Raw genomic sequence first — 24,235 nt, 5'->3', positions numbered from 1 at the left:
GACTTTCTGGCGCAATTGAGCCGCCTGACTGCGATTACGGTTGCGCTCTTCGGCAGATTGATTTTCTGACTGTTTGACCAGTACCAGTGCTATACCAGCACGAGCCGTTAAAGCTTCATAGGAATAGACTGGGAGTGGATGGCGATGGATGGGGCGCTAGTGAAAGCGCCTTTGGGGGGAAAAAGAAACGGGTGCAAACCCCACAGACCGGGGGAAATCGGGCACGAAACGAAGCCTTCTCTGCGATGGGAAAGGAGTGCCGCTTGCCATCGTGATTGCAGGAGCCAATCGGCATGACATGAAACTGACCCAAGCAACGCTAGAAGCCCAGCGAATTGTACCTTCAGATTTACAAGATGGTGAACTAAGAAACCTATGTTTAGACAAAGGGTATGACTACAAGGAAGTGAGGGAAATTGTGGCGGCTTGGGGATATGTAGGGCACATTCCACCGAGAGATGAAAGGGAACGGATTATTCATGATATTCCGAACTACCGAGCAAGACGTTGGGTAGTGGAGCGTAGTCACTCTTGGATGAACCGATTTCGCCGTTTGTTGATACGGTGGGAGAAGAAACCAGAGAACTACCTAGCGTTTTTACACCTAAGCTGTGCATGTATTGCTGTGCGAGCAATCCAGGTTTTCGGATAGACTCTAAGCTCGACTTTATCGATTCAAACTTTCTGCTTTGAGCGTCCCAAACTTGGGAGACCAAAATCCATCCCTACCCTCAAAAAACGCAACCTCCTGACATCGTCCCCGGCGATTCTCCAACAGCGAACAGCGCAACATCACCTTCGCTTTGCCCTCCTTCGTGTAACCATACCGCTCTAGCAATGCCCCACAAACTGGACAGGGATAATTGGTAAATGCCTCTGGATCGGGGGTGCGCTGGGCATAGGGTAGTTCATATCGCTTGTCCTTGGGGTTCCAGAACAGCACGGCTCCACATGCGGTTGCGCTACAGCGGAGAAAATGATTTGCCTTTAGCTTTTTGGATTTAGAAGGGATTTTATTCATTGCCTCACCACATTTAGGGCAAGCAATCCTGGAGCAAGTAATCTCGGTTTTAGTGTTAGACGACTTTAGCTTTTTGAAGTCTATGGAATTTATAGGGTTAGTTGCTTTATGGTCTCTTAATTGATGGTCTGCTTTTTCTAAAGCAGGTGCAAAGTAAGTGCGGTGCCAGTTGGTTAAGTATCCTTGCCAGTCCTGCTTTCCCTGGGCAATCTGATCTAATGCCAACTCCATCTGTGCCGTAAAGTCGGGTTGAATTAACTCTGGCAATAGTTTCTTCAATGCCTTATCCAGTTCCATTCCCAGAGGAGTTGGCTGAAGCTTGCTTTTCTCGACCTGGATATACTCCCGTTCCTTCAGCGTTTTGATGGTCGGGGCGTAGGTACTGGGTCGCCCAATCCCCTGACGCTCCATCAACTGCACCAGCTTGGGTTCCGTATAGCGGGGAGGAGGCTGGGTTTGCTTTTGCTCCGCTTTCGCCTGTTTCACTGTGAGTGGTTGCCCTTGCTGGGTCGTGGGGAGTTCGGTATCGACGCTCAGGTTATTCCAGTAGCGGGTATAGCCAGGAAATTCCACGACCTGCCCTCTTGCCTCCCAATGCACGGTACCCGATCGCGTCACGACCCGTGTCTTCCGTAACCGGGCAGCACAACACTGGGAGGCGATCGCCCGGTTCCAGATCAACTCATACAGTTTTGCTTGGTCGGAGTTCACCTGGGCTTGCAGTTGGGCAGGCAAACGGTTGACATCGGTGGGACGAATGGCTTCGTGTGCCTCCTGGGCACCTTTCGCAGTCCGATGGCGGGTTGTTTTGTTGGGGACATTGGTTGGATCGTGCTGTTCCAGGTATTGTCGTACAGCGGCACAGAATGGTTCAGCCAGGGTGACGGAGTCCGTTCGCATGTAGGTGATATAGCCTGCTTCATAGAGCGCCTGCGCCACTTTCATGGTTTTATCGGGACTGAAGCGAAGTTTTGCTCCAGCGGTCTGCTGCAAGCTGGAGGTAATCAAGGGCGGCGGCGGTGATTGGTGGGTCATTTTTCCTTCTACCAGAACCACCTGATGGGGGGTGGAGCGGGCGATCGCAACTAGTCGATCCGCCTCTGCCTGAGTGGTCACGCGATCGCCTTCTGCCTGGGCATGCCCTCCATCCGATTCTCGGTTTGGTTTAGCTTCCGCCGCATCATCCGGTTGGTCGCTTGTTGATGAATTGCCTGCCAGTTTTGCCCGATAGAATGCCTTAAACCCTTCCTGGTACTCAACCCAGACACTCCAGTAATCCTGGGGCTGAAAGGCTTGAATTTCCTGCTCCCGCAGGCAGAGCAAATGTAAGGTCGCACTCTGCACTCGCCCCATTGACTTAGCACCAATGTTAAGCCGCCACACTACATGCTTACTGCCCTTGTAGCCCACCAGCTTATCGAGACAATCCCGTGCCCGTCCGGCAGCAATCAGGGATTGATCCAGAGTACGGGGATGGGCGATCGCAGCTTTCACAGCTTGCGATGTAATTTCGCTATAAACGACGCGACGGGGATTTTTCAACCGCAGTTCCTGCTGTAGGTGCCAGCCAATGGTTTCCCCTTCGCGATCGGGATCGGTAGCAATGTAAACGGTATCTGCCTGCTTGACCGCCTGCCGTAATTCTGTCAGCACCTTTTTAGCCCTTGCGTCGCGTGGTTCATAACGGCATTCAATGCGGCTATCCAGCAGGTCGAACCCGAGGGCATCTTCGCCATCGTCTGCCAGTTCTCGAATGTGTCCCATACTGGCTTTTACAACCCAACCCGGTCCCAGAATTTGACTCAACTTCCTGGACTTACCCGGACTTTCAATCAGCAGCAGATTTGCCATCGCTCCATCTCCGATTGGCCCCCTCAATAGTACATCGGATCCAGTGCGATCGCCCACCTTGCAGGCTGAGTTACATGCCTTAAAACAACCTGCTAAATCTGTGCCTATCTAGAAGTTCTAGCAGAGGTGACTTGCCAATCGCAGACTTGATTTCTATTTCCAAACGCTGACAACTGAGAACCACCATTCATGGGTGGTTTTCTACTCGCCTGCCTTCAGAACTTGCTCTGCCGTTAACGTTAGATTTAGAAACAAGGATGAAATGATGGGATCGTGTGTTCGGAATACTGCTTCCTCATAAAGCCCATCTACCAGCTTCAATACCAAGACTTGTTCCCGCTCAGGATCTACAATCCAATACTCAGGGATCCCCCGAGCAGCGTACTCAGACCGCTTGTAGCGGTAATCACGGTCTTCATTATGCTTACCAGGTGACACCACTTCAACCACTAACGCGGGGGGAGGCATATCTAAAGTAACCGTGCCACGACTGGATTCCCGTAATGCGAAACAAAGTTCTTCAGTCAGTACCATTAAATCTGGAACACGAGTTGTGGCGCGACTTCCACTCACCACAATTTCAGTTCCTTTACAGCGAATCAAACGACTGGAAACAACCTTTAGGAATTCAGCAAACAAATAGGAAGCAATCTGGCTATTAAAATCCCATTCGGGCGGCATTGCAACAAGTTCCCCATTGACCAATTCATACCGCTGATCCGTACCATCATCATGAGCAAGGTACTCTTCTAACGTGAATCGTCGGGTGGATGTGGTCATCAGCAAATACCAGGAACAGGCTAACTCTATTTTGTCACTTTCCAATACCAAAGTGCGATTCTTCTGCGGCAGCAGCGAACCCTCGGCTGTTTTCCAGTTAACCATTGCCTGCCGTCAGATTGAGGCTTATACAGGCACCGATTAATACCGATTTAAACGGACTTGTGGGCACATCAAAGTTCAGGAGGGGCTTGGCACTGCCAAGCCCGTACCGGGATCTGCCGTGGTTTCAATTCAAATTGGTATGTATAAGTTCCCGTCAGAAATGGAAGACCTGGTATTACCGATCGCTCAATCAACTCTTTCTGAATTTGGGTTTGAAGTCGAGATCAGAACTTTCAAATCTTCTACAAAACTGGTGAAAAAACTAGCCTGCTCAACCTGTAAGGCAACCCAGGCATTGACATCTGGCTTAGCAGAATGACGACAATCGATTAGCGTTTGTCCACGGGTCCACTCGCCTTTCGTTTCAACTTGAACGGTTGCCCGTCGCAGCATCAGCGTTTCTGGGTAGAACAGGTAGCCCAGTGTTGCCGCATCATGCACTAAAAAACCACGGATCCCCCCTGTTTCCCGATAGCAAAGGGCAGTACCAATCATAAACTCACACAAATGATTCAGAAATTGGGCGATCGCACTCCCCGAATTTACCTGGCTCACTGCCTCTGCCATCTCCCGCGTAAAGATCAATTGCCGGGTCACATCCAGCGGCACCACCACCAGGTCATCCCGACTGGCGAATACCGTTGCCGCCGCCGCAGGATTGAACCAGACATTAAACTCTGCATGGGAGGTAACATTACCGGGAACCAGAAAGGCTCCTGCCATAATCACAATTTGCTTTGCTTTTTTAAGAACTCCGGGTTGTTTAGTTTCGGCGGTAGCCAGATTGGTCAGGGGGGCGATCGCCACCAGAGTGATCTCGCCAGGAGCCGCATTGAGCCAATCCATGATTACCTGATCCGAAGGACGAGCGGTTTCCCAGGCATGGGATGCAGGTGGCAAAGTATGGGATAAATTCCCCATCCCATCTGTCCCATGAATGTGAGTTGCATCCTCAATCCCGTCATCTGCCACTGAAACACCGCGACCAACTTCAACCGACTGAAACCCCGCCAAACCTAAAATCTGACTGGCGCTGTCAAAAGTTTGTCTGGCAGACACATTCCCATCGGCAGTTGTCACCGCAACCAGCTCAGCCAATCCTTGTTTAACCAGGCTCAACAGCCAAAGGAGAGCAAAAATATCATCCCCACCGGGATCCGTATCCAGAATAATTTTGGGAGTGACCATAGAAAAGTTAGGTAACGGGTACAGAGTACAGGGATTGGGTTGAAAGTTGAAGATAGAGAGTTAAAGTTCCCCCTCCGGGGTAATTACTCAGAAGAAATAGCGACCGTAAAAGGCAGCCACTTAAAATCAGAACACTAACCTCACCCAACTACCGCCATGAGCAGTCATCCCCTTCTCAAAGTCGAAATCTCGCAACTGTCTATAGCAGAGCGCATCCAACTCGCTGAAGACCTTTGGGACAGTATTCTGGAGCAGCAAGACGAGCTTCCTTTATCGGATGTTCAGAAACAGGAACTCGATAGTCGCCTACAACGGTATCGGCAAGACCCCAGCGCAGGCTCAACCTGGGAAGAAGTCAAGCAACGATTAGGCTTCTCGCAATGAGCTACACTCTCATCATCCGCCCAGAGGCAGAATTGGACATTCAAGAAGCCTTTGCGTGGTACGAGACACAAGCCCCCAGCTTAGGCTCTGAGTTTGTCCGAGCCGTTGATACCTGTCTATCTGGCATTGGACGGAATCCATTAGCTTATCCGCTCATCCATCGGCAAGCACGACGAGCACTCATCCGTCGCTTCCCATAAGGCAGAAGGCAGACGGCGAACACCCCTCACCCCTCCCACCGCTATCCCGTACTCTTTTCCTCTGGACGGCAATACCCATGTAAAAAGGCGTGAACACCGATCCTGCCGTTTGGAGAGACTTCCGTAAAATAGACGTTAGGAGGCAGATTCGGTATTAGACTTTAGCGGGGAGATCCAACCACTTGCTGAAGTCCGGCTTCCGTATAGAAGTGATATAGAGGGAACTATGCAGCCAAACCAAGCCAAAATGACGGACAAAGCCTGGGAAGCGATTGTTCAGGCTGCGGAAATTGCTAAACAAGCTCAGAACCAGAATATTGAAGTTGAACATCTGATGAAGGCTCTTTTAGAGCAGGAAGGACTTGCCATCAGTGTATTTAACAAGTTGGGATTGACTGTTCAGCAGGTACGCGATCGCACCGAAGAATTTATCCGCAAGCAGCCCAAGGTTTCTGGTAGCGGCGGCAGTGTTTATTTAGGGCGATCGCTCGATACGCTACTCGATCGGGCTGAAACTTTCCGCCAGCAGTATGAAGATGAATTCATTTCAGTCGAGCATATGCTCCTGGGCTACTCCAGAGACGATCGCTTTGGCAAAGCGCTGTTTGCAGAATTTAGACTGGATGAGAATAAATTAAAGACCGCGATTAGTGAGATTCGAGGGAGCCAGAAGGTGACAGACCAAAACCCGGAGGGCAAATATGAGTCACTGGAAAAGTATGGGCGTGACCTGACTCAGTACGCCCGTGAAGGAAAACTTGACCCGGTGATTGGTCGAGATGATGAGATTCGCCGCACGATTCAGATCCTATCCCGCCGGACGAAAAACAACCCGGTGTTAATTGGGGAACCGGGGGTAGGGAAGACGGCGATCGCCGAAGGGCTTGCCCAGCGGATTGTTAGTGGGGATGTGCCCCAGTCTCTCAAGGATCGTAAGCTGATTGCGCTGGATATGGGTGCCCTGATTGCCGGTGCCAAGTACCGGGGTGAGTTTGAAGAGCGCTTGAAAGCCGTGCTGAAGGAAGTCACAGAGTCCGGGGGCACAATTATCCTGTTCATCGACGAGATCCATACCGTTGTCGGAGCCGGAGCAACCCAGGGCGCAATGGATGCCGGAAACCTGCTCAAACCGATGTTGGCACGGGGTGAATTGCGTTGTATCGGTGCCACTACCCTGGATGAGTACCGCAAGTACATTGAGAAAGATGCGGCTCTGGAACGACGGTTCCAGCAGGTGTACGTAGATCAGCCCAGTGCAGAAGATACCATCTCCATTCTGCGGGGTCTGAAGGAACGCTACGAAGTACACCACGGGGTCAAAATCTCAGACAGCTCCCTGGTTGCGGCAGCGACTCTGTCGAACCGCTACATTTCCGATCGCTTTCTGCCCGACAAGGCGATCGACCTGATGGATGAAGCGGCTGCCAAGCTGAAGATGGAAATTACCTCGAAACCGGAAGAACTGGATGAGGTAGACCGTAAGATCCTGCAACTGGAAATGGAGAAACTGTCACTTCAGAAGGAAACCGATGCAGCATCCCGCGATCGCCTGGAGCGGTTGGAAAAAGAACTGGCAGACCTGAAAGAGGAACAAGCCACCCTCAATGCCCAGTGGCAAGCAGAAAAGGGCAGTATCAACAAGATCCAGACCTTGAAAGAGGAGATCGATCGGGTCAACATCGAAATTCAGCAAGCAGAACGGGATTATGACCTCAACCGGGCGGCTGAACTGAAATATGGCAAACTGACTGACCTCAACCGCCAGCTCCAGGAAGCTGAAAATCACCTGGCTCAGACTCAAACCAGCGGCAAATCCATGCTGCGGGAAGAGGTGACCGAACAGGATATTGCGGAGATCATCTCTAAGTGGACAGGCATTCCGATCAGCAAGTTGGTAGAGTCTGAGATGCAGAAGCTTCTACATCTGGAAGAAGAATTGCATAAGCGGGTGATTGGTCAGGATGAAGCGGTCACTGCGGTTGCCGATGCCATTCAGCGCTCCCGTGCTGGTTTGGCAGACCCCAACCGTCCGACTGCCAGCTTCATTTTCCTGGGACCCACCGGGGTTGGTAAGACCGAACTGGCAAAAGCCCTGGCAGCTTACCTGTTTGACACCGAAGAGGCAATGGTGCGGATCGACATGTCAGAGTACATGGAAAAGCACGCCGTTTCCCGTCTAATTGGGGCACCTCCCGGCTACATTGGCTATGACGAAGGGGGACAGTTGACCGAGTCTATCCGTCGCCGTCCGTTCTCAGTCGTTCTGTTTGATGAGATTGAGAAGGCACACCCGGATGTGTTCAACGTCATGCTGCAAATTTTGGATGATGGACGGGTCACCGATGCCCAGGGGCATAAGGTGGATTTCAAAAACACTATCATCATCATGACCAGCAATATCGGTTCCCAGTTCATTCTGGATCTGGCGGGGGATGATTCCCGCTACGACGAAATGCGGAGCCGGGTAATGGAGGCAATGCGTACCACCTTCCGCCCAGAGTTCCTCAACCGGATCGATGAGATCATCATCTTCCACGGTTTACAGAAGAGCGAACTGCGGCAAATCGTCAAACTCCAGGTGCAGCGGCTTGGTCAGCGGTTGGCAGACCGCAAAATGGCATTAAAACTCTCAGATGTGGCGATCGACTTTCTGGCAGAGGTCGGCTACGATCCGGTCTTTGGTGCCCGTCCACTGAAACGAGCTATCCAGCGCGAGTTGGAAACGCAAATAGCAAAGTCTATTCTGCGAGGTGAGTTTACGGATGGAGACACAATTTTCGTGGATGTTCAGAATGAGCGACTAGCGTTCAAACGACTGCCCTCTGAGGTTTTGACCACACAATAAGTAAGTTAAGGTTCAGGGTGAGTTAGATATCTCACCCTTTTTTTGTAGTGCTGAATAGCAGTATGAATTGGAACGAAGTCTCAATTCATACAACTCTCAATTCATACCCAAAATCAGCAACGCCGAGTACCAGATGAAGCTAATAAGTCAATGGCACTGACGGAAGGCTAAGTCCTGACCTATCTCGTTCCTTAGGCTCTGCCTGGGAACGTTCTCTGAGAGGCTCTGCCTTCTGTAACGTTCTGGAGACAGAGTCTCGAGACGTGCCATTCTAAGGCTGAGCCTTGGAACGAGATGATATAAGGTGAAAATGTTTCTGAGTCAGTCTTTTCGCTTATTTCAGTACCATCCAGCTATAAGGGATGTGCCCCAAAATAAAGTACCCGCTAGACAAGCTGCTCCACGATGGATTCCCGCCTGCGCGGGAATGACGTTGGGACTTTATTAATTTGCGAGTCCCTAAGTAGACTCAGCAATCTAGTAATCCAGGAAAAACTCCCCATGCCACGCTGGACCGAGACAGGGGGAGCGGATGAATGAACAAGAGATATCCACTTGAAAAGATGACAATGCAGCGGTCAACTTTAATCAGTACAGTCAAGACATATAAATTCAACTGTCCTGTATCCTAATCCTAGCCATTTCACGAAAGCATAGGGGGGAGAAATTGGGGGGAAATTGGGGGGATTCAGGTGATTTTTGACTACACCTTCCTAAGGCGTTAGGTTACTCTGGGGAAAACAAGCTACATACCAAGCTACATACTTTAATCAACCTACACAGGTTGAAGAATCCGCGCTTCCTAAAGTAGACAAGTTCCAAAGATTGGCAGTATGGAACATCCAGATGCTTACCAGGATCTATTGAATAGCCTCAAATCAGCAGCAGGACTGCTGGAACTGGATCGCACTTCCCAGTTGCAGCGGGATGTCACGGCTGTTTGCGATCAGCTTGTTCGTCCCAGTTTTCGGATTGCGGTGTTTGGTCCTTTTAATTACGGTAAATCAACGCTGCTGAATGCCCTGTTGGGAGAGCGGACCTTGCCAATTGATTTGATTCCGACCACAGGAGCAGCCATTACAGTCCGCTATGGCGAGCATCTGTCCACCCAAATTCGACTGACGGGTGGCAGTGAGATCAGCGAATCAGGGACCGATGTACTGAAGCGGTATGCCATTCTGGATGACCAGCGGCAGATGCGGGAAGACGTCGCTTCGGTGGAAGTACTCTGTCCCCATCCTTTTTTGAAAACGGGAGTAGAGTTGATAGACCTGCCGGGAACGGACGATCGCGAGGCACAGGATGCCCTGGTCAAAGATCAGCTACTCACCGCCGACCTGATTGTGCAGGTATTGGATGGGCGCAAACTGATGACCCTGGGCGAACGGGAGCATCTGCGCGACTGGTTGCAAGACCGGGGCATTGAAACCGTGGTATTTGTCGTCAACTTCCTCAACCTGCTGGAGCCGGATGAGCAAAAGCAGGTCTACAATCGACTGAGATTTGTTGCTGAAAGTTTTCGGTCTAAACTGCCATCGGGCATTAGTAACCTGTACCGGGTAGATGCCCTGCCTGCCCTCCGCGCCCGACTGAAAGGTGATATGGCAGCCGCCCAAACCGCAGGACTGCCCATGTTTGAGGCGGCGTTGCAGTCCATTGTGCAGGTGCAGCAGGAACAAACAGAAACGAGGATGCCGAGGGTAAGGGCGATCGCTCTCCAGGTGAAACAAGCTCTCCAACTCAAAATTGATCGACTGGCTGCCGAACTGGACTCAGTGGCAAACAAGCGCAATCAGAAAATTCAGATTAAGCAAAAGGCAGAGCAACTGATCCGCAAAGGATTTGAGGGGAGCGTGACCGAGTTTGGTGATTGGCTATCCCTGACCAACCTGCTGGATCGTTATCAGGATGAGGTTGCCACGGCACTTCAAACTGGACAGTTCAGAGCCTGGGAGACGGGATCGTTTAAGAAAACAGCGATCGACCATCAACAGACAATCGTCAAGTGGGTGCAGCAAGCCTGCGAGTTTTTTGAGCGCCCCCGTCCAAACCAACTGCTGGTTTCCTTTCCACCGGAACCCCCGGTACCCCTTCCTGATCCGCCCCCCCATTCCGGTTCTTCCAAATCCGATGATTTGACTCCTACGGCGATCGCGACTGGCGTAGGTTGGGTGCTGGGTGGTCCCGTCGGGGGTGCCATCCTGGGCGGTGCCTCCTATTTGTTGAACAAAACCCTGGACTCTGACAAATCCAAAACGCCCTCTCCTTCCCCTGCCCAGGTCACCTATGCCTATCTGGAAGCTGCCAGAGAATACCTGATTAACTTCAGTGCAATTAACCTGGCAGCATTACAAAATTACCAAAAGGCGGCTGAGCGAGTCATCTGCTTTGATGCCTCTGAAGAACCCGTTGAGAAAACTGATCAACATCATCAAGTGGAATTACTGCGATCGACCCTGGAGCGGTTGAATCAGATGTTAGACCGTGAAGTTTCCGTATAACACAACTGAAATGGATAATTAGTCCGCTTAGAATCGGTATTATTTCGGAGTGGAGGGAATTCGTCCGGATGGGGTACCCTGGCGGCTGAAAATACAGTTATGCTGCATCCGTTCAACTGACTGATTCACTACTACTCTGGCTATGAATTCAACCGACTTTATACCCAAAATGACTCAGTGTAGCTAGTTGAAAAATCTGATAATACTCGATTTGAAGATATGTGGAAAACGTCCTGATAATCCTCTCAGTGAGGGTATTATCAGGAAAGAATCCAATGATTTAATAGTTAGACCGCTAGTGCCAGTACAGAGTGGCACAAATTTATTAATCTTCTGATTGCGTTCATTATCTCCCCACACCTACAGTGGCTAGCTGACTCATCTCAAGTGAATTAGTAGTTTCTAGTTTCTAGTTTCAATATTACTGAAGAGTATGCGCCTTGATGTAAACAATCAAATTGAACGGAGAAGAGCATGATTAAAGAATTATATGAAATCGGTTTTGAGTCAGCAGAGCAAGAAGCTGAAGATTTGCCTGATTATTATTTTGATAATGATTACTATCAAAAAGCAGCATCATTCTCCAGAAAACATAGTGAGTTTTTCTTTATTGGAAGGACAGGCTCCGGAAAATCTGCGATTTTGGAGATGATTCGCCAAAAGAGGGGAGATTCGTTACGGGTAATCAATGTAACAGAAGAAGATTTTGCCGTTCAATTTCTTTTATCAAGCCCTGAGGTTTCAAATATTCCAACCCAATACAGGCAGCTTGCATTTAAAACGTTGTGGAAGTACGTCGTTATTGTAAATATTCTGAAATCTCTTTACGGAAATGACTATAGATGGACAAATCTTATTCATGGAAGTAATAAAGATGCTTACATGCTGCTTAATAAGTTCGGTGAATTAACACGAGAACAAAAGACATTCACTGATCAAGTAATTTCATTTCTTCAACGTATTCAGGAAATATCTATTGCTAATATTGGAGGAATTAAGAAAACATCAGGAGAGGCTAAAAATGAGTTGTATGATTTATTCAAAATTCTGCATGACTTTGAAAGACAATCTCTCGCAGAACACCTTTCAAAAAAGTATCTCTATATTTTAATTGATGATCTTGATAAGAACTGGACTGGAAGCCAAGACAACATTGATTTAATTCAGTGCTTATTTGATTGCATTATTGAATTGGGGACGAAATTTTATGGTAATGTCAAATTCGTTGTAGCCCTTAGGACAGATATTTTTAGACAATTAAATTTTCATCAAACTGAAAAGGTTAGACCCTATGTGACTGAAATAAATTGGTATAATAACCAGCTAAGAGAAATTATAGAGCTAAGGTTGACTTCTTACTGGAAGTGTTCTCTTGAAAAAGCTTTATCGCGTTTTCCGGGAACATTTAAGGGCGAAGATGCTCTTGACTTCTTGATTCAAAGAACTATGAGAAGACCAAGGGATCTCATAAATTTTGTCAACTTGTGCATCAATGAGGCAAACATGAAATCTGCACGTTACGTTTCAATGGCATCTGTCCGTGCTGCTGAGAAACGATACTCGAGATTTCGAATAGAAGCTTTATTGGATGAATGGAAATATGTTTATCCTCAGCTAGAAATGTGGATTGACTCATTTGCAGGTAGAAAGTTCACTATTAGTTACTCTGAACTGAAAAAGATTTTTGAATATGAAGATAAACCAATAAAAGAAATCATTGATAGTCTTTATGAAGTTGGTTTCTTAGGATACTATTCCCCTGAGAACGAGAAAATAAATTTTTCCTTTATTTCTAGAGGAAAGCCAGGATTTGATCACACATATCACATCCATGTAGCGTTCTATAGCTATTTAGATGAACGAGCAGAAGAGTTAGGGCGAACTAGACACTCTCGTCGAATTCAGGAATCGCAAGAGAAGCAGTTGCGTGAGGATATGTTAGATTTATTCGAGCGTGTACTTGCTGAATTCCCTAACAGTATATCTGTATCTAACCTTAAAACTGAGATATTGGAGCTTGCCCCAGAATTTGATGAACGTAAATTGGGATACAACAATTTTGAGGGATTTCTCCAGAGTGTTGCTGAACTAGCTACCATGTATGTGGCTAAAGGAATTACTTACGTAAAACCTAGGGACATTGGGGATGACCCTACTCAATTGTCATTGGCGAAAGAGCAAGAGATTGATCAATTGTCATTGGCGAAAGAGCAAGAGATTGATCAATTGTCATTGGCGAAAGAGCAAGAGATTGAACCACATACAGATCCATTGAAGCGTGCAGATGCATTGAACTTGGTTAAGCAAGTGCTTAATGTATATCCAAATGGATTGACCGTTGGGCATCTCAAACATCTAATGCTCCAAGTTGACTCAACATTCAATGAACGTAGTCTGGGATACAATAGATTTCTTAAGTTTCTCGAAAGTGCTCCAGAAACAGTAACACTGTATAAAACTAAAGGGGATGTGTATGCAAAATTGATTGATTATCGTTAGGGCGTGCTTTAAAAGCCTAGAGCCAAAGCAGGATCGCGGCAAGGGTCAGTATGGCAAGGTAATTCTCGGCTCGCTTCTCATAGCGAGTGGCAATCCACCGAAACTGCTTCAGTCGGTTGAAGGCACGTTTCACTTTGTTGCGTTGGCGGTATGGCGGTTGAAGCGAACACCTTGACGCGGCTCGTTGGCTAGCCGAGGAATCACCACTCCAATTCCTCAGTTTCGCAGGTAAGTGCGAACGCGTTGCCCAGTGTAGCCCTTATCCCCAGCCACTTGCTCCATCAGGCGTTCAAACATCACCGACTCTTGACATTGCCCCATCGTCACCAAGAAGGTGACGGGCTTGCCATTGCCCTCACAACGCAGTGCGATCGCTGATCTTGTAGGGTGCGTTCCTTAATGCAACTTTTCCCATTTCACAGGTAGATTTTTGGGAACGCACCATTCTATGAATTCCTTGAATCAAGCGATCTCAAGCTAACAACATAGTCCCTGAGGTAGACGGAGTCAATAGAGATTTAAAGTGCGAGTTCTCCATCCTTGCCCCAATCAGGTGAATCAATCCTTATATGACAGAGGTGCGATCGCGCTATAAGCAATGTGCTTTAAGACACGATCGCCGCCAGTTGCGAAAATAGGTGTACATCGTCTGCCAGGGCGGAAAATCTGCTGGCAATGCTCGCCACCGAACCCCTTCCACCAGGACATAGAAGATGGCGTTGAGGACTTCCCACAGATCCACGCTGCGGGGACGACCGCCTGGTTTTGCCTCAGGTAGCAGGTCTCTTAGAAATTCATACTGCTCACGAGTTAGGTTGCTGGGATATGCTTTACTCATCTGGCTCTCTCCGTGCTGTGGATTATCTATTTGCAGCGTACACTGAGAGAGCTTTTTTACCACCCAACCGACTTTCAAAACATCCTCTAAGGGGTATTTTCAAGCCCAGAAACAAAGTATTTGGCTTTGAAGTCCATGAAGATCATCTAGAAAATATGCTTCGCATCATGACTGCTGACTGCCAGATGAATCATGCTGGACACGAAATACCATTTTTGCTCAATCGTGTGGATGAGGAGGTTCGTAAAAACTTTAATTCAAGAATTTTGCAAGACCGCATAGCATTACGAATGGCAACTCAAAGCGAGGAGTTATTTTTTGAGGAGATGAACGAACGTACTTTTCGATAGGCGCTAATCTTATGGAGGTTGCTTCAAATGTCAAAGCTACTTGAACGAATTACAGTAAATCCCAGGCAATGTGGTGGTCGTCCCTGTATTCGTGGTATGAGAATTCGAGTGTCTGATGTTTTGGATTTGTTCGCAGCAGGTTTAAGTGCTGAAGAGATTTTAGAAGACTTACCAGATTTAGAAATGGATGATATACGAGCCTCCTTAACATATGCAGCACGTAAACTGAATCATCCTGTATTGGTGGCATGACAACCATTTGGATCGATGCACATTTATCTCCGGCAATAGCAATCTGGATTACAAATACCTTTGGGATTACAGCGTTGGCGTTACGGGATCTTGGTCTACGAGATGCAGAAGACCCCGAAATCTTTGAGGCTGCAAAGGCTCAAGGAGTAATTTTTATCACGAAAGATAGTGATTTTGTAGATTTAGTTGAGCGGCTGGGTTCACCACCACAAATTATCTGGTTGACTTGCGGCAATACTTCAAATGCGAGGCTAAGGGAGATATTGAGTTCAGTTCTGCCAGAAACACTAGAGTTGCTACGTTCTGGTGAAAAATTAGTAGAGATCAGTGGAGACTAACACGGCACCACAACCCCAATGCACCCGACCGATGGGAGGTTATCTATGGGCGTTCAAGGTTGTCTGCGGCGGGTGATTTGGAACGTTATGCGGATTAGTCTCCGGTCGGGACATAGCTGTAAATTCATCGGTCAGCGCGATCGCCTCCCCTCTCGCGTAGGATGCATTAGCGCCAGCATAATGCATCGATTTTATCCATCCCCCCTTACGCATCCCAGATCCTCAGTGGGGTTTATGGTTCTCCATCCTTGCCCCAATCAGGTGAATCAATCCTTATATGACAGAGGTGCGATCGCGCTATAAGCCATGTGCTCTAAGACACGATCGCCGTTGTCCCTTTCACGGATGGTTGCTGTTTGCGAAATACGAGTTGGTCGTCGGCTAGATCAATCACAATCGTGTCCCCTTCGCCAAAGGTATTTTCCAGGATTTTGGTGGCGATCGGGTTTTGCAGTTTCCGCTGGATGGCACGTTTTAGCGGACGGGCACCGTAGGTTGGGTCGTAGCCAGCTTCTACAATGTGGTCTTGCGCAGCCGCGCTGATCTCCAGTTTGATCTTCTGGTCCGCCAGCATCTCCTGAATGCGCTTCATTTGCAGTCCCACAATCTGGCTCAGTTCACTACGGCTGAGGGGATGGAACAGGATAAGGTCATCTACCCGGTTGAGAAATTCAGGACGGAAGTGCTTCCGCAGAGCATTCATCACCCGCTTACGCATCTCTTCATAGCGGGAGTCATCCCCAGAAACATCCAGAATGTGGTCACTACCGATATTGCTGGTCATGACAATAACCGTATTCCGAAAATCAACGGTGCGTCCTTGCGAATCAGTGATGCGTCCGTCATCCAGTACTTGCAGCAGAATATTAAACACATCCTGGTGTGCCTTTTCCACCTCGTCAAACAGCACCACGGAGTAGGGTTTACGCCGCACCGCTTCTGAGAGTTGTCCCCCTTCCTCATAACCGACGTAACCGGGAGGGGCACCAATTAAACGGGCAACCGCGTGTTTTTCCATGTACTCGGACATATCAATCCGAACGATCGCATCGTCGGTATCAAACAAAAACTGTGCCAGGGCGCGGGCAAGCTCGGTTTTGCCAACCCCCGTGGGTCCCATAAACAGGAAAGAACCAATCGGACGAGCCAGGTCTTTCATCCCGGCACGGGCACGCCGGATCGCCGCAGAAACCGCTTCGACTGCTTCTTGCTGACCAATCACCCGCTGATGCAGATGGGTTTCCAGTTGCAGGAGTTTTTGCCGTTCCGATTCCAGCAGGCGATTGACGGGAATGCCTGTCCAACGGGCGACGATCTCAGCAATGTCAGATTCCATCACCTGTTCTCGCAGCAGGGCGGAACCGTGGGTTTGCAGTTCCAGGAGTTTGGCTTCCTGAGCTTCGCGATCGTGCTGGACGGCTTCTAATTTGCCATACTTCAGTTGGGCAGCGGTATTCAGGTCATAGGCTCGCTCTGCCTGTTCAATCTGCACCCGCAGGTGGTCTTCTTCCTCCTTCAGGCTTTTGATCTTGTCCAGGACTTGCTTTTCTCCCTGCCATTGGGAGTCCAGCATTGTCTGTTTCTGGGAAAGTTCGGTAATCTCCTGTTCAATCCGCTCCAGCCGCTCTTTAGATGCCCGGGTTGAGGCAAGCACTCCCAAGTGGTCTTCTCCCTTTAAGGAAAGCTTTTCCATCTCTAGCTGCATCAGGCGGCGATCGATCGCTTCCAATTCCGCAGGCTTGGAGGTGATCTCCATTTTCAGCTTGGCAGCCGCTTCGTCTACCAGGTCGATCGCCTTATCGGGCAGGAAGCGATCGGAAATATAGCGGGAAGAAAGAGTGGCAGCGGCGACCAGCGAGGAGTCGGTAATTTTGACCCCGTGGTGTACTTCATAGCGTTCTTTCAAGCCCCGCAGGATGGAGATCGTATCTTCCACACTGGGTTGATCCACATACACCTGCTGAAACCGGCGTTCCAGGGCAGCATCTTTTTCAATGTACTTGCGATACTCATCCAGGGTAGTTGCCCCAATGCAGCGCAACTCACCCCGCGCCAGCATTGGTTTCAGCAGGTTTCCGGCATCCATAGTGCCCTGGGCAGAACCAGTGCCAATTACCGTATGCAATTCGTCAATGAACAGAACGATTTGCCCATCGGAGTGAATCACTTCCTTCAACACCGATCGCAGACGGTCTTCAAACTCACCCCGGTATTTTGCCCCCGCAATCAGGGAACCCATGTCCAGGGCAATTAACCGCCGGTTTTTAAGCGACTCTGGCACGTCACCATTGACGATCCGCTGAGCCAGCCCTTCGGCGATCGCCGTTTTCCCGACTCCCGGTTCGCCAATTAACACTGGGTTATTCTTTGTGCGCCGAGAAAGAACTTGAATGACTCGACGAATTTCATCATCCCGTCCAATCACCGGGTCTGTTTTGCCTGCCTTTGCCTGTTCCGTCAGGTCGCGTCCATATTTTTCCAGGGCAGCATAACGAGATTCGGGGTTTTGGTCTGTTACCTTCTGGCTTCCCCGAAGTTCTTTGATCACGGTTTCCAACCGTTTGGGGTCCAGATTAAACAGCTTGAGGGTACGGAGTCCCAGACGGGGATCAACCGCATAAGCCAGTAGCAGATGTTCGATCGCAATAAAGTTATCTTGCCAACCCTGGCGGCTTTCCTCCGCTTTGTCTAACAGAACATCCAGGTTGCGTCCCAGATAAATGTTTTCAATATTGGCGTTGTAAACCTTGGTTTGGGAACGGGTGAACTTGTCGATTTCCTGGAACAGGCGGGCGGTGTCAGCCCCTGACCGGGTCAAAATTTGCGTTGCCAGCCCCTCCGGTTGTTCCAGTAAAGCAATCATCAAGTGCTCAACCTCCAGGTTTTGCTGCTTGTAGCGGCGGGCAATATCCTGGGACTGGACGATCGCTTCCCATGCTTTGTCGGTGAACTTGTTTGGATCGGTGGGCTGCATGTTTGAATAGACGGCTAAACGGGTAGAAATACGTATACCTAGCGTTTTCAGTATAGCGAGAAGCGTTGATGAGTTTTGAGTTCTAAGTTTTGAGTTTTAAGGATATTTCAGAATATTGCAGGATCAAAAACTGCCTTTCCTTGGCACCCATAGTCTTACACTGTCTATTGATTCTGCCCCTCGACTAAAGCTGAACGCTCAATCGTTATCGGCAATGGAAACCATCCCCACAAAACAGTGCCAAGTTTCAATCAGGCGAAACCCAGCTTTGCTAATGCAAGTTCAGACAAGCTTTTTGTGCCCTATGTTTTGCCCACCCTACGGAAAGCAAGTTACATCCCCGGACTTAACCCCAGTCCGCATATCCAGTAAAAATTCTTGTGTTGTCTTGAGTGATCGAAGCTTTGATTATTCCACGCTCAACTAAGCCAGATCCTTCTGTGCCACCATTGGTTCAGGCTGAAGATTTTCGCTGGTGACCGGAACCCTTTCAAGCTGCTGTTGAAAAATTCCTGGATAGGTCATTGAGGAGTTGTGCGATCGCGACTCCATTTCAAAGGCGAAATTTAGAAGGTAACGCCTGCTGCCCCGCTCTCAGTTATTGCCCAACCTCGGCTTGGGATACCGTCACGATCGCCTCAACAACTGCCTTCTGCATTTCTTCATTTACCTCCGTCACCGCCCAACGTAGGGGTTCGCCCCACTTTTGCAGTTCCGTTTCAATTGCCCGCTGGGTTTCAGCCGGGGACTCCTGGAGATTGATTTCAGCCGTAATGAAGTGGGTGGTCATGGTGAACTCCAACTCAATGTTAATTAGTAATCACAAGCGAAACTCTGGATAACCTGACCTACTTCCCACTCCACAATCCGCAATCTGCACTGTCTGAACAAGGGTTGCCGAATTTACATGGCAATCTACTAACTTTGAAACTGCCCAAACTGAAGCTGATAAACCACTTCTTCCTTCTCCGTCTCAATCTTTAAGTTTGAGCGGGGGTAGGAGACACAAAGTAAGGCGTATCCCTTTTCTCTCAGGTCGGGGCCAATCCCCATGGCATCACCCTGTTCGACGGTTCCTTCCAAAAGTTGAGCCGCACAGGTGGTACAGACTCCGGCAGTGCAGGATCTTGGTAGGTCCAGTCCGGCTTCGTCGGCAACCTCCAGGATTTTCCGATCTTCGGGCACCTGAATCGTATGAGTGTTGCCCTGGTGATGAATTTCAACGGTGTAAGTGTTTGACATAAGGGAAATTGGGGTGACAGGTGTTAGGTGTCAGGTGCCAGGGATGAAATAAGGGATTCCAGGGGATTCTATTCCGGTTTGAAGAGCATTGCCTGCTCTAAAGTGGCTTTAGCCACACAGTCAACTAAACTAACAAAAATAATGCCACTGGTCGATGGTAAAGACAGGATAGCCAATGACCAGTACCATTTTCTGATCAATGATCCTGATCAATGATCGTAACTGATTGAGATCCCCAACTTTCTCAACCAATCGGGGATCTCAATTACAGCAGTTTTTAGACGAGTGCCAGCCAATGAATGTCGTTGTATTAAAGCACAACCGACGTTCTGTGTGGCATACACAAATGAAAATTGCTGTAAGCTAATTTCAGTGGTTTGACTACAATGCATTGGCACCGCCAACCACTTCCAGGATTTCCTGGGTAATGGCTGCTTGACGGGCTTTGTTGTAGGACAACGTCAGGTTACTAATCAATTCTTTGGCGTTTTCGCTGGCGTTACTCATTGCCGTCATCCGAGATGCCAACTCACTGGCAGCAGACTCCTGCATTGCCCGCAACAATTGGTTATTTAGATACAACGGCAGTAACGCATCCAGAATTTGGAGCGGATCTTGTTCAAAGATCATGTCCTGGGGAAAAGCTTGGGGTTGGGAAGCCGCAATTTTTTCCCGTTCAACCTGGAACTGCCCACCCCGGGTTGTTAACCGGAAGATCTCATCTTCAGCGTCTTCAAATCCCTGCGGATCCAGGGGCAGCAGAGTTTGAATCACAGGACGAGAGCTAATCAAGGAGACAAAGCGGGTGTAGACTAACTCAACCTTATCAACGGTCTCTGACAAAAACAGCGCAAACAGGGTATCGGCAATTTGAGAGGCTTCTGATGCCGTTGGAATCTGCTCTAGCCCCGTAAAGGTTGCTTCAATTGGCTGGTTCCGCCGCTCAAAGTACTGGGTAGCTTTCCGTCCAACCAGGACGTAAGTGTAATCAATTCCCTCAGCCTTCAGTTCTTTAGCCCGGTTTTCAGCACGGCGAATGACATTAGTGTTGTGGGCACCGCACAAACCGCGATCGCCGGAAATCACCAGCAAACCCACTTTCTTGACATTACCCTGTCTTAACAGGGGCAAATTTGCCTCTTCAAATCGAAGTCGAGACTGTAAGCTATAGAGAACCTGTGCCAACCGATCGGCAAAGGGGCGTGTGGCAATGACCTGTTCCTGGGCACGGCGAACTTTAGCGGCGGCAACCAGACGCATCGCTTCCGTAATTTTCTGGGTATTCTTGACCGACTGGATGCGATCGCGAATGCTCTTAAGGTTTGGCATAACGTTGGGGAGTTTTGAGTTCTAAGTTTTGAGTTTTGAGTTGAATGGGTGCTTTTGGAAAAGCCTTTTACTACAAAACTCAGAGAATCTTGAGATTTGAGCAATGAGTTTAAGTTCAGGCACCTCCCGAACTCAAAACTCATCGCTCAAAACTCGTCACTATCTAAACCGTTGCCAGGAAGGTCTTCTTGTACTCGTTAATTGCACTTTTCAAGATGCCTTCAGCTTCATCGTTCATCTGCTTTTCAGCCCGAATGATTTCACCGTACTTGGAGGCACTGGTCTTCAGGTACTCCCGCAGCCCTTTCAGGAAGGCAACTACCTTGTCAGTCGGAATATCATCCAGATATCCATTGATGCCAGCATAAATTGCTGCTACCTGCTCGGCGACTGATAGAGGCGCATACTGGGGTTGCTTCAAGATCTCCCGCAGACGCTGACCCCGTGCCAACTGGTTCTTGGTGGTCTGATCCAGGTCAGAAGCGAATTGGGAAAAGGCTTGCAGGTCATCAAACTGAGCCAACTCTAGCTTGACCTTACCAGCCACCTTCTTCATTGCCTTCGTCTGAGCCGCAGAACCGACACGAGACACTGAGATACCGGGGTTCACTGCCGGACGAACCCCAGCATTAAATAGGTCGGAAGACAGGAAAATTTGTCCATCCGTAATCGAAATGACGTTAGTGGGAATGTATGCCGACACGTCCCCTGCCTGGGTTTCCACGATGGGTAGGGCAGTCATGCTACCTTCACCCAGTTCGGGACTGAGTTTTGCTGCCCGCTCTAGCAGACGGGAGTGGAGATAAAACACATCGCCAGGATAGGCTTCCCGACCGGGCGGACGACGCAACAGCAGGGACATCTGGCGGTATGCCTGGGCGTGCTTGGAAAGGTCATCGTAAATGACCAGGGTGTGTCTGCCCTTGTACATGAAATACTCTGCCAGGGATGCCCCGGTGTAAGGAGCCAGGTATTGTAGAGCTGCCGGAGCATTTGCGTTTGCCGCCACCACAATGGTGTAGTCCATTGCGCCATTTTCAGTCAACACGTTGACGACATTCGCCACGGTTGACGCTTTTTGCCCGATCGCCACATAGACACAGACCACGTTCTCTTCCTTCTGGTTGAGAATCGTATCCACCGCGATCGCGGTCTTCCCGGTCTGACGGTCTCCAATAATTAGTTCCCGCTGTCCCCGACCAATGGGAATCATAGAGTCAATGGCGGTAATCCCAGTTTGGAGGGGTTCGTATACGGACTTCCGCTCAATGATGCCAGGGGCAGGCGATTCCAGCAGGCGCATTTCAGAGGTTGGGATTTCACCCTTACCATCAATTGGACGTGCCAGGGCATCGACAACCCGCCCAATCATCGCGTCACCGACGGGAATTTGAGCCACCTTGGTGGTTGCGGTCACAGAACTGCCTTCCTGGATCCCCAGACCAGCACCCATCAACACCGCACCCACGTTATCTTCTTCCAGGTTGAGGGCGATGCCGACCGTGCCATCTTCAAACTCCAGCAATTCACTGGACATTGCTTTTTCCAATCCATGAATGCGGGCAATTCCATCACCCACCTGTAGGACGGTACCCACATTGGCAACTTTAACCGTGCGATCGTACTGCTCGATCTGTTGCCGAATAATGCTGCTGATTTCGTCAGGTCTAATACTTACCATTGGAGTTGCTCTCTTGAGGGTTGAGTGATGAGTTTTAAGTTTTTGATTCTGGATTTTGAATTATGAATTTCAAGCGCTGCAATTAACTCAAAACTCATAACTCAGAACTTTTTCAGACTGCGGTGCTGAGCTGGAGGGAAAGCCGCCGCAGTTGCCCACGCAGGCTGAGATCATAAATCTGGGAACCCACTTGAATCACAACACCGCCGAGCAAAGACGGGTCAAGTCGAGTTTCCAGATCAACCTCGTTGGCACCCGTTGCTTGCTTGACCTTTTCTCGAATCGTTTGCTTTTGCTCGTCTGTCAGCTCAACCACAGAGGTAACCTCTGCCAGGACTGTCTGTTTCAGCTCCCGCAAAAGTACTAGATACTTTCTGCATATATCTTCCAGGAAAATAATGCGGCGATGATCAACCACTAGTCCCAGGAAATTTTTAATTAAGGGATGTACCTGATCGCCCAGAATTTGCTGAAGCGCCGCCTTCTTAGCCTCTTTATTCACAATTGGACTTGCCAAAAACTGACGCAAATCCTCTGATTCATCTAGTAGGCTCAGTAAACCGTTGGCATCTTCACCAAACTTATCGGTCAAGTTCTGTTCCTTTGCCAGCGACATCAGCGCCTCAGCATAGGGATCGGCAATTCTAGATGTGATTCCACCTTCTTTCATCAGGAACCTCCAAGGAGTGAAACGGAGCGATCGACCAATTCTTGCTGCCTGGACGAGTCTAGCTGAGTAGATAGTTCCGACTCTGCCTTTTGCAGCGCGAGGTTCACGACTCGCTGCCGTAACTCTCGGATAACTCGCTCCTGTTCTCGGCCCATATCCTGAGCCGCTGTTTCCCGCATCCGGCGAATATCATCCTCAGCCTTTGCCAGGATGGCGGCAACCGCTGATTTGGCGGCTTCCTCAGCCGAAGCACGGATCTTGGTAGCTTCTGACTGCGCCTGTGCCAGCCTCTGTTGCTCATCTGCGAGAGCCGCCGCGGCATCTTTTTTGCGCTTCTCAGCTTCCTGAATGGCAGTTTCAATCGTCGAGCGGCGATCGCCCAGAATTTTGCCTAAAAACCCCCGCCCAAAATAAACTAGAATCCCAACCACAATCGCGAGATTGATAATATTGGTTTCCAAAATATCGAGGTTGAGACCAAAACCACCTTCGGCTGCTTCGGCTACTTCGGTGCCAAGCAGATTAGCTCCCAGCGCCAGCTTTACGAAAATTCCCATATGTACAACATCCACAACTGCGCTCTGTGTTTGGTTGATAGTTGATAGTTGTTAGCTGTTAGTCATTAAGAACCAGATGATTGTAATGAGCTAAAAACTAAAAACTAACGACTAACAACTCATCGTGAAACTCCAGCTAAAAGCTTGTCTAAAATCTGGCGACTTAATGAATCAACCTGCTGCTCTAAAGCGTGCATTGCCTCTTGCTTTTGCTGGTCTAGCTCTCGCTGAACCTGCTCCCGTTGAGCCTGTGCCTCTTGTTGAGCTTCTGCAACCTTTTGAGCAGACTGCTTTTGGGCATCTGCCTGGGCAGCCGCGATCGTCGCCTGGGACTGCTTGCGAGTTTCTGCTAACTCTTGTTGATACTGTTGCGCTAGAGCTTCAGACTTTGCTAATCGCTCCCGCGCCTCAGCCTCATTCAGACGGATATATTCACTTCGATCCTCGATCGCCTTCATCAGCGGCTTATAAAACACCACATTCATAATGGCGGTCAGGAGTAAAAATTGAACTGCCATTAACGGCAGCGTGGCATCGAAATCAAACATGAGTTTGCTGACTGAAGTAAAAGGCAAACAGAATGGATCAAATATTGCAAACCAGTCATGGGCAATTGGTCATTGGTAATGG

The 24,235-nt window shown here is 49.1% G+C and carries 21 protein-coding genes and 3 pseudogenes; 11 read left to right on the top strand and 13 right to left on the bottom strand.

The window, feature by feature from the left end; genetic code table 11:
• Nucleotides 1-120 precede the first annotated feature (120 nt).
• Nucleotides 121-652: pseudogene (locus AC1S52_RS23075) on the top strand (IS5 family transposase); the annotation flags it as partial.
• Nucleotides 653-667: 15 nt separating this feature from the next.
• On the opposite strand, the gene topA reads toward AC1S52_RS23075, so the two are convergent.
• Nucleotides 668-2,872: a type I DNA topoisomerase gene (gene topA, locus AC1S52_RS23070; RefSeq protein WP_482031390.1), complete on the bottom strand. Its 2,205-nt coding sequence runs from the start codon at nt 2,870-2,872 to the stop codon at nt 668-670.
• Between the two features lie 201 nt (nt 2,873-3,073).
• A complete protein-coding gene (locus AC1S52_RS23065; RefSeq protein ID WP_482031389.1) occupies nt 3,074-3,652 on the bottom strand; it encodes a Uma2 family endonuclease in 579 nt (192 codons plus the stop codon).
• Here AC1S52_RS23065 and AC1S52_RS23060 point away from each other — a divergent pair.
• Entirely contained in the window at nt 3,627-3,797 is a 171-nt protein-coding gene (locus tag AC1S52_RS23060) for a hypothetical protein (RefSeq protein ID WP_482031388.1), read from the top strand. The two genes, AC1S52_RS23065 and AC1S52_RS23060, sit on opposite strands and share 26 nt — an antisense overlap.
• Nucleotides 3,798-3,943: 146 nt before the next feature.
• On the opposite strand, the gene AC1S52_RS23055 is transcribed toward AC1S52_RS23060, so the two are convergent.
• A complete protein-coding gene (locus AC1S52_RS23055; RefSeq protein WP_482031387.1) occupies nt 3,944-4,945 on the bottom strand; it encodes a nucleoside hydrolase in 1,002 nt (333 codons plus the stop codon).
• Between the two features lie 156 nt (nt 4,946-5,101).
• Here AC1S52_RS23055 and AC1S52_RS23050 point away from each other — a divergent pair, with 156 nt between their 5' ends.
• The 5 genes from AC1S52_RS23050 (at nt 5,102) to AC1S52_RS23030 (ending at nt 13,374) form a co-directional block, all read left to right on the top strand.
• Nucleotides 5,102-5,329, top strand: coding sequence for an addiction module protein (locus AC1S52_RS23050; RefSeq protein ID WP_482031386.1), 228 nt, complete (start codon nt 5,102-5,104; stop codon nt 5,327-5,329).
• The gene (locus AC1S52_RS23045) at nt 5,326-5,529 is read left to right on the top strand and encodes a hypothetical protein (RefSeq protein WP_482031385.1); all 204 of its coding nucleotides are present in this window, start codon (nt 5,326-5,328) and stop codon (nt 5,527-5,529) included. Before AC1S52_RS23050 ends, AC1S52_RS23045 begins: the two co-directional genes overlap by 4 nt.
• Nucleotides 5,530-5,755: 226 nt before the next feature.
• Nucleotides 5,756-8,374 carry an ATP-dependent chaperone ClpB gene (gene clpB, locus AC1S52_RS23040; protein WP_482031384.1) on the top strand — a complete coding sequence of 873 codons (2,619 nt, stop codon included), beginning with the start codon at nt 5,756-5,758 and terminating at the stop codon, nt 8,372-8,374.
• Nucleotides 8,375-9,207: 833 nt separating this feature from the next.
• Nucleotides 9,208-10,875 (top strand): dynamin family protein, encoded by a 1,668-nt coding sequence (locus AC1S52_RS23035; protein WP_482031383.1) that lies wholly within the window; start codon nt 9,208-9,210, stop codon nt 10,873-10,875.
• A 474-nt stretch (nt 10,876-11,349) separates the two neighbouring features.
• Nucleotides 11,350-13,374 carry a P-loop ATPase, Sll1717 family gene (locus AC1S52_RS23030; RefSeq protein WP_482031382.1) on the top strand — a complete coding sequence of 675 codons (2,025 nt, stop codon included), beginning with the start codon at nt 11,350-11,352 and terminating at the stop codon, nt 13,372-13,374.
• A 16-nt stretch (nt 13,375-13,390) separates the two neighbouring features.
• Here the strand turns inward: AC1S52_RS23030 and AC1S52_RS23025 are convergent.
• Both AC1S52_RS23025 and AC1S52_RS23020 read right to left on the bottom strand, forming a co-directional pair.
• Nucleotides 13,391-13,495 (bottom strand): annotated as a pseudogene (locus AC1S52_RS23025) (IS5/IS1182 family transposase); the annotation flags it as partial.
• Nucleotides 13,496-13,993: 498 nt separating this feature from the next.
• Nucleotides 13,994-14,212: pseudogene (locus AC1S52_RS23020) on the bottom strand (transposase); the annotation flags it as partial.
• 17 nt (nt 14,213-14,229) lie between these two features.
• Here AC1S52_RS23020 and AC1S52_RS23015 point away from each other — a divergent pair.
• From AC1S52_RS23015 to AC1S52_RS23000, 4 genes are read left to right on the top strand one after another with little or no spacing between them, the layout of a single operon-like run.
• Entirely contained in the window at nt 14,230-14,562 is a 333-nt protein-coding gene (locus tag AC1S52_RS23015; protein ID WP_482031381.1) for a hypothetical protein, read from the top strand.
• A 27-nt stretch (nt 14,563-14,589) separates the two neighbouring features.
• Nucleotides 14,590-14,814 carry a DUF433 domain-containing protein gene (locus tag AC1S52_RS23010; protein ID WP_161824007.1) on the top strand — a complete coding sequence of 75 codons (225 nt, stop codon included), beginning with the start codon at nt 14,590-14,592 and terminating at the stop codon, nt 14,812-14,814.
• Complete coding sequence (locus AC1S52_RS23005) at nt 14,811-15,152, top strand: DUF5615 family PIN-like protein (RefSeq protein WP_482031380.1); 342 nt, start codon at nt 14,811-14,813, stop codon at nt 15,150-15,152. The genes AC1S52_RS23010 and AC1S52_RS23005 overlap by 4 nt, the downstream gene beginning before the upstream one ends.
• A 45-nt stretch (nt 15,153-15,197) precedes the next feature.
• The gene (locus AC1S52_RS23000; protein ID WP_482031379.1) at nt 15,198-15,455 is read left to right on the top strand and encodes a hypothetical protein; all 258 of its coding nucleotides are present in this window, start codon (nt 15,198-15,200) and stop codon (nt 15,453-15,455) included.
• 10 nt (nt 15,456-15,465) lie between these two features.
• Here AC1S52_RS23000 and clpB (AC1S52_RS22995) read toward each other — a convergent pair whose 3' ends face one another.
• The 8 genes from clpB (AC1S52_RS22995) to AC1S52_RS22960 all read right to left on the bottom strand — a co-directional run bounded on the left by clpB (AC1S52_RS22995) (nt 15,466) and on the right by AC1S52_RS22960 (nt 24,153).
• Nucleotides 15,466-18,126: an ATP-dependent chaperone ClpB gene (clpB, locus tag AC1S52_RS22995; protein ID WP_482031378.1), complete on the bottom strand. Its 2,661-nt coding sequence runs from the start codon at nt 18,124-18,126 to the stop codon at nt 15,466-15,468.
• A gap of 598 nt (nt 18,127-18,724) precedes the next feature.
• The gene (locus AC1S52_RS22990; RefSeq protein ID WP_482031377.1) at nt 18,725-18,916 is read right to left on the bottom strand and encodes a hypothetical protein; all 192 of its coding nucleotides are present in this window, start codon (nt 18,914-18,916) and stop codon (nt 18,725-18,727) included.
• A 128-nt stretch (nt 18,917-19,044) separates the two neighbouring features.
• Nucleotides 19,045-19,368: a 2Fe-2S iron-sulfur cluster-binding protein gene (locus tag AC1S52_RS22985; RefSeq protein WP_482031376.1), complete on the bottom strand. Its 324-nt coding sequence runs from the start codon at nt 19,366-19,368 to the stop codon at nt 19,045-19,047.
• Nucleotides 19,369-19,749: 381 nt separating this feature from the next.
• Nucleotides 19,750-20,697, bottom strand: a complete 948-nt coding sequence (locus tag AC1S52_RS22980) for a F0F1 ATP synthase subunit gamma (protein ID WP_482031375.1) — start codon at nt 20,695-20,697, stop codon at nt 19,750-19,752.
• 163 nt (nt 20,698-20,860) lie between these two features.
• Nucleotides 20,861-22,378 (bottom strand): F0F1 ATP synthase subunit alpha, encoded by a 1,518-nt coding sequence (atpA, locus tag AC1S52_RS22975; protein WP_482031374.1) that lies wholly within the window; start codon nt 22,376-22,378, stop codon nt 20,861-20,863.
• Between the two features lie 112 nt (nt 22,379-22,490).
• Entirely contained in the window at nt 22,491-23,048 is a 558-nt protein-coding gene (gene atpH / locus AC1S52_RS22970; protein ID WP_482031373.1) for an ATP synthase F1 subunit delta, read from the bottom strand.
• Complete coding sequence (locus tag AC1S52_RS22965; protein WP_482031372.1) at nt 23,048-23,605, bottom strand: F0F1 ATP synthase subunit B; 558 nt, start codon at nt 23,603-23,605, stop codon at nt 23,048-23,050. The genes atpH and AC1S52_RS22965 overlap by 1 nt, the downstream gene beginning before the upstream one ends.
• 119 nt (nt 23,606-23,724) lie before the next feature.
• The gene (locus AC1S52_RS22960) at nt 23,725-24,153 is read right to left on the bottom strand and encodes a F0F1 ATP synthase subunit B' (protein WP_482031371.1); all 429 of its coding nucleotides are present in this window, start codon (nt 24,151-24,153) and stop codon (nt 23,725-23,727) included.
• Nucleotides 24,154-24,235 lie beyond the last annotated feature (82 nt).

The sequence above is a fragment of the Kovacikia sp. CALU 1929 genome (assembly GCF_056784235.1).
Note: the sequence above shows the minus strand (reverse complement) of the source record. Positions and strands in the feature narration are given on the sequence as shown.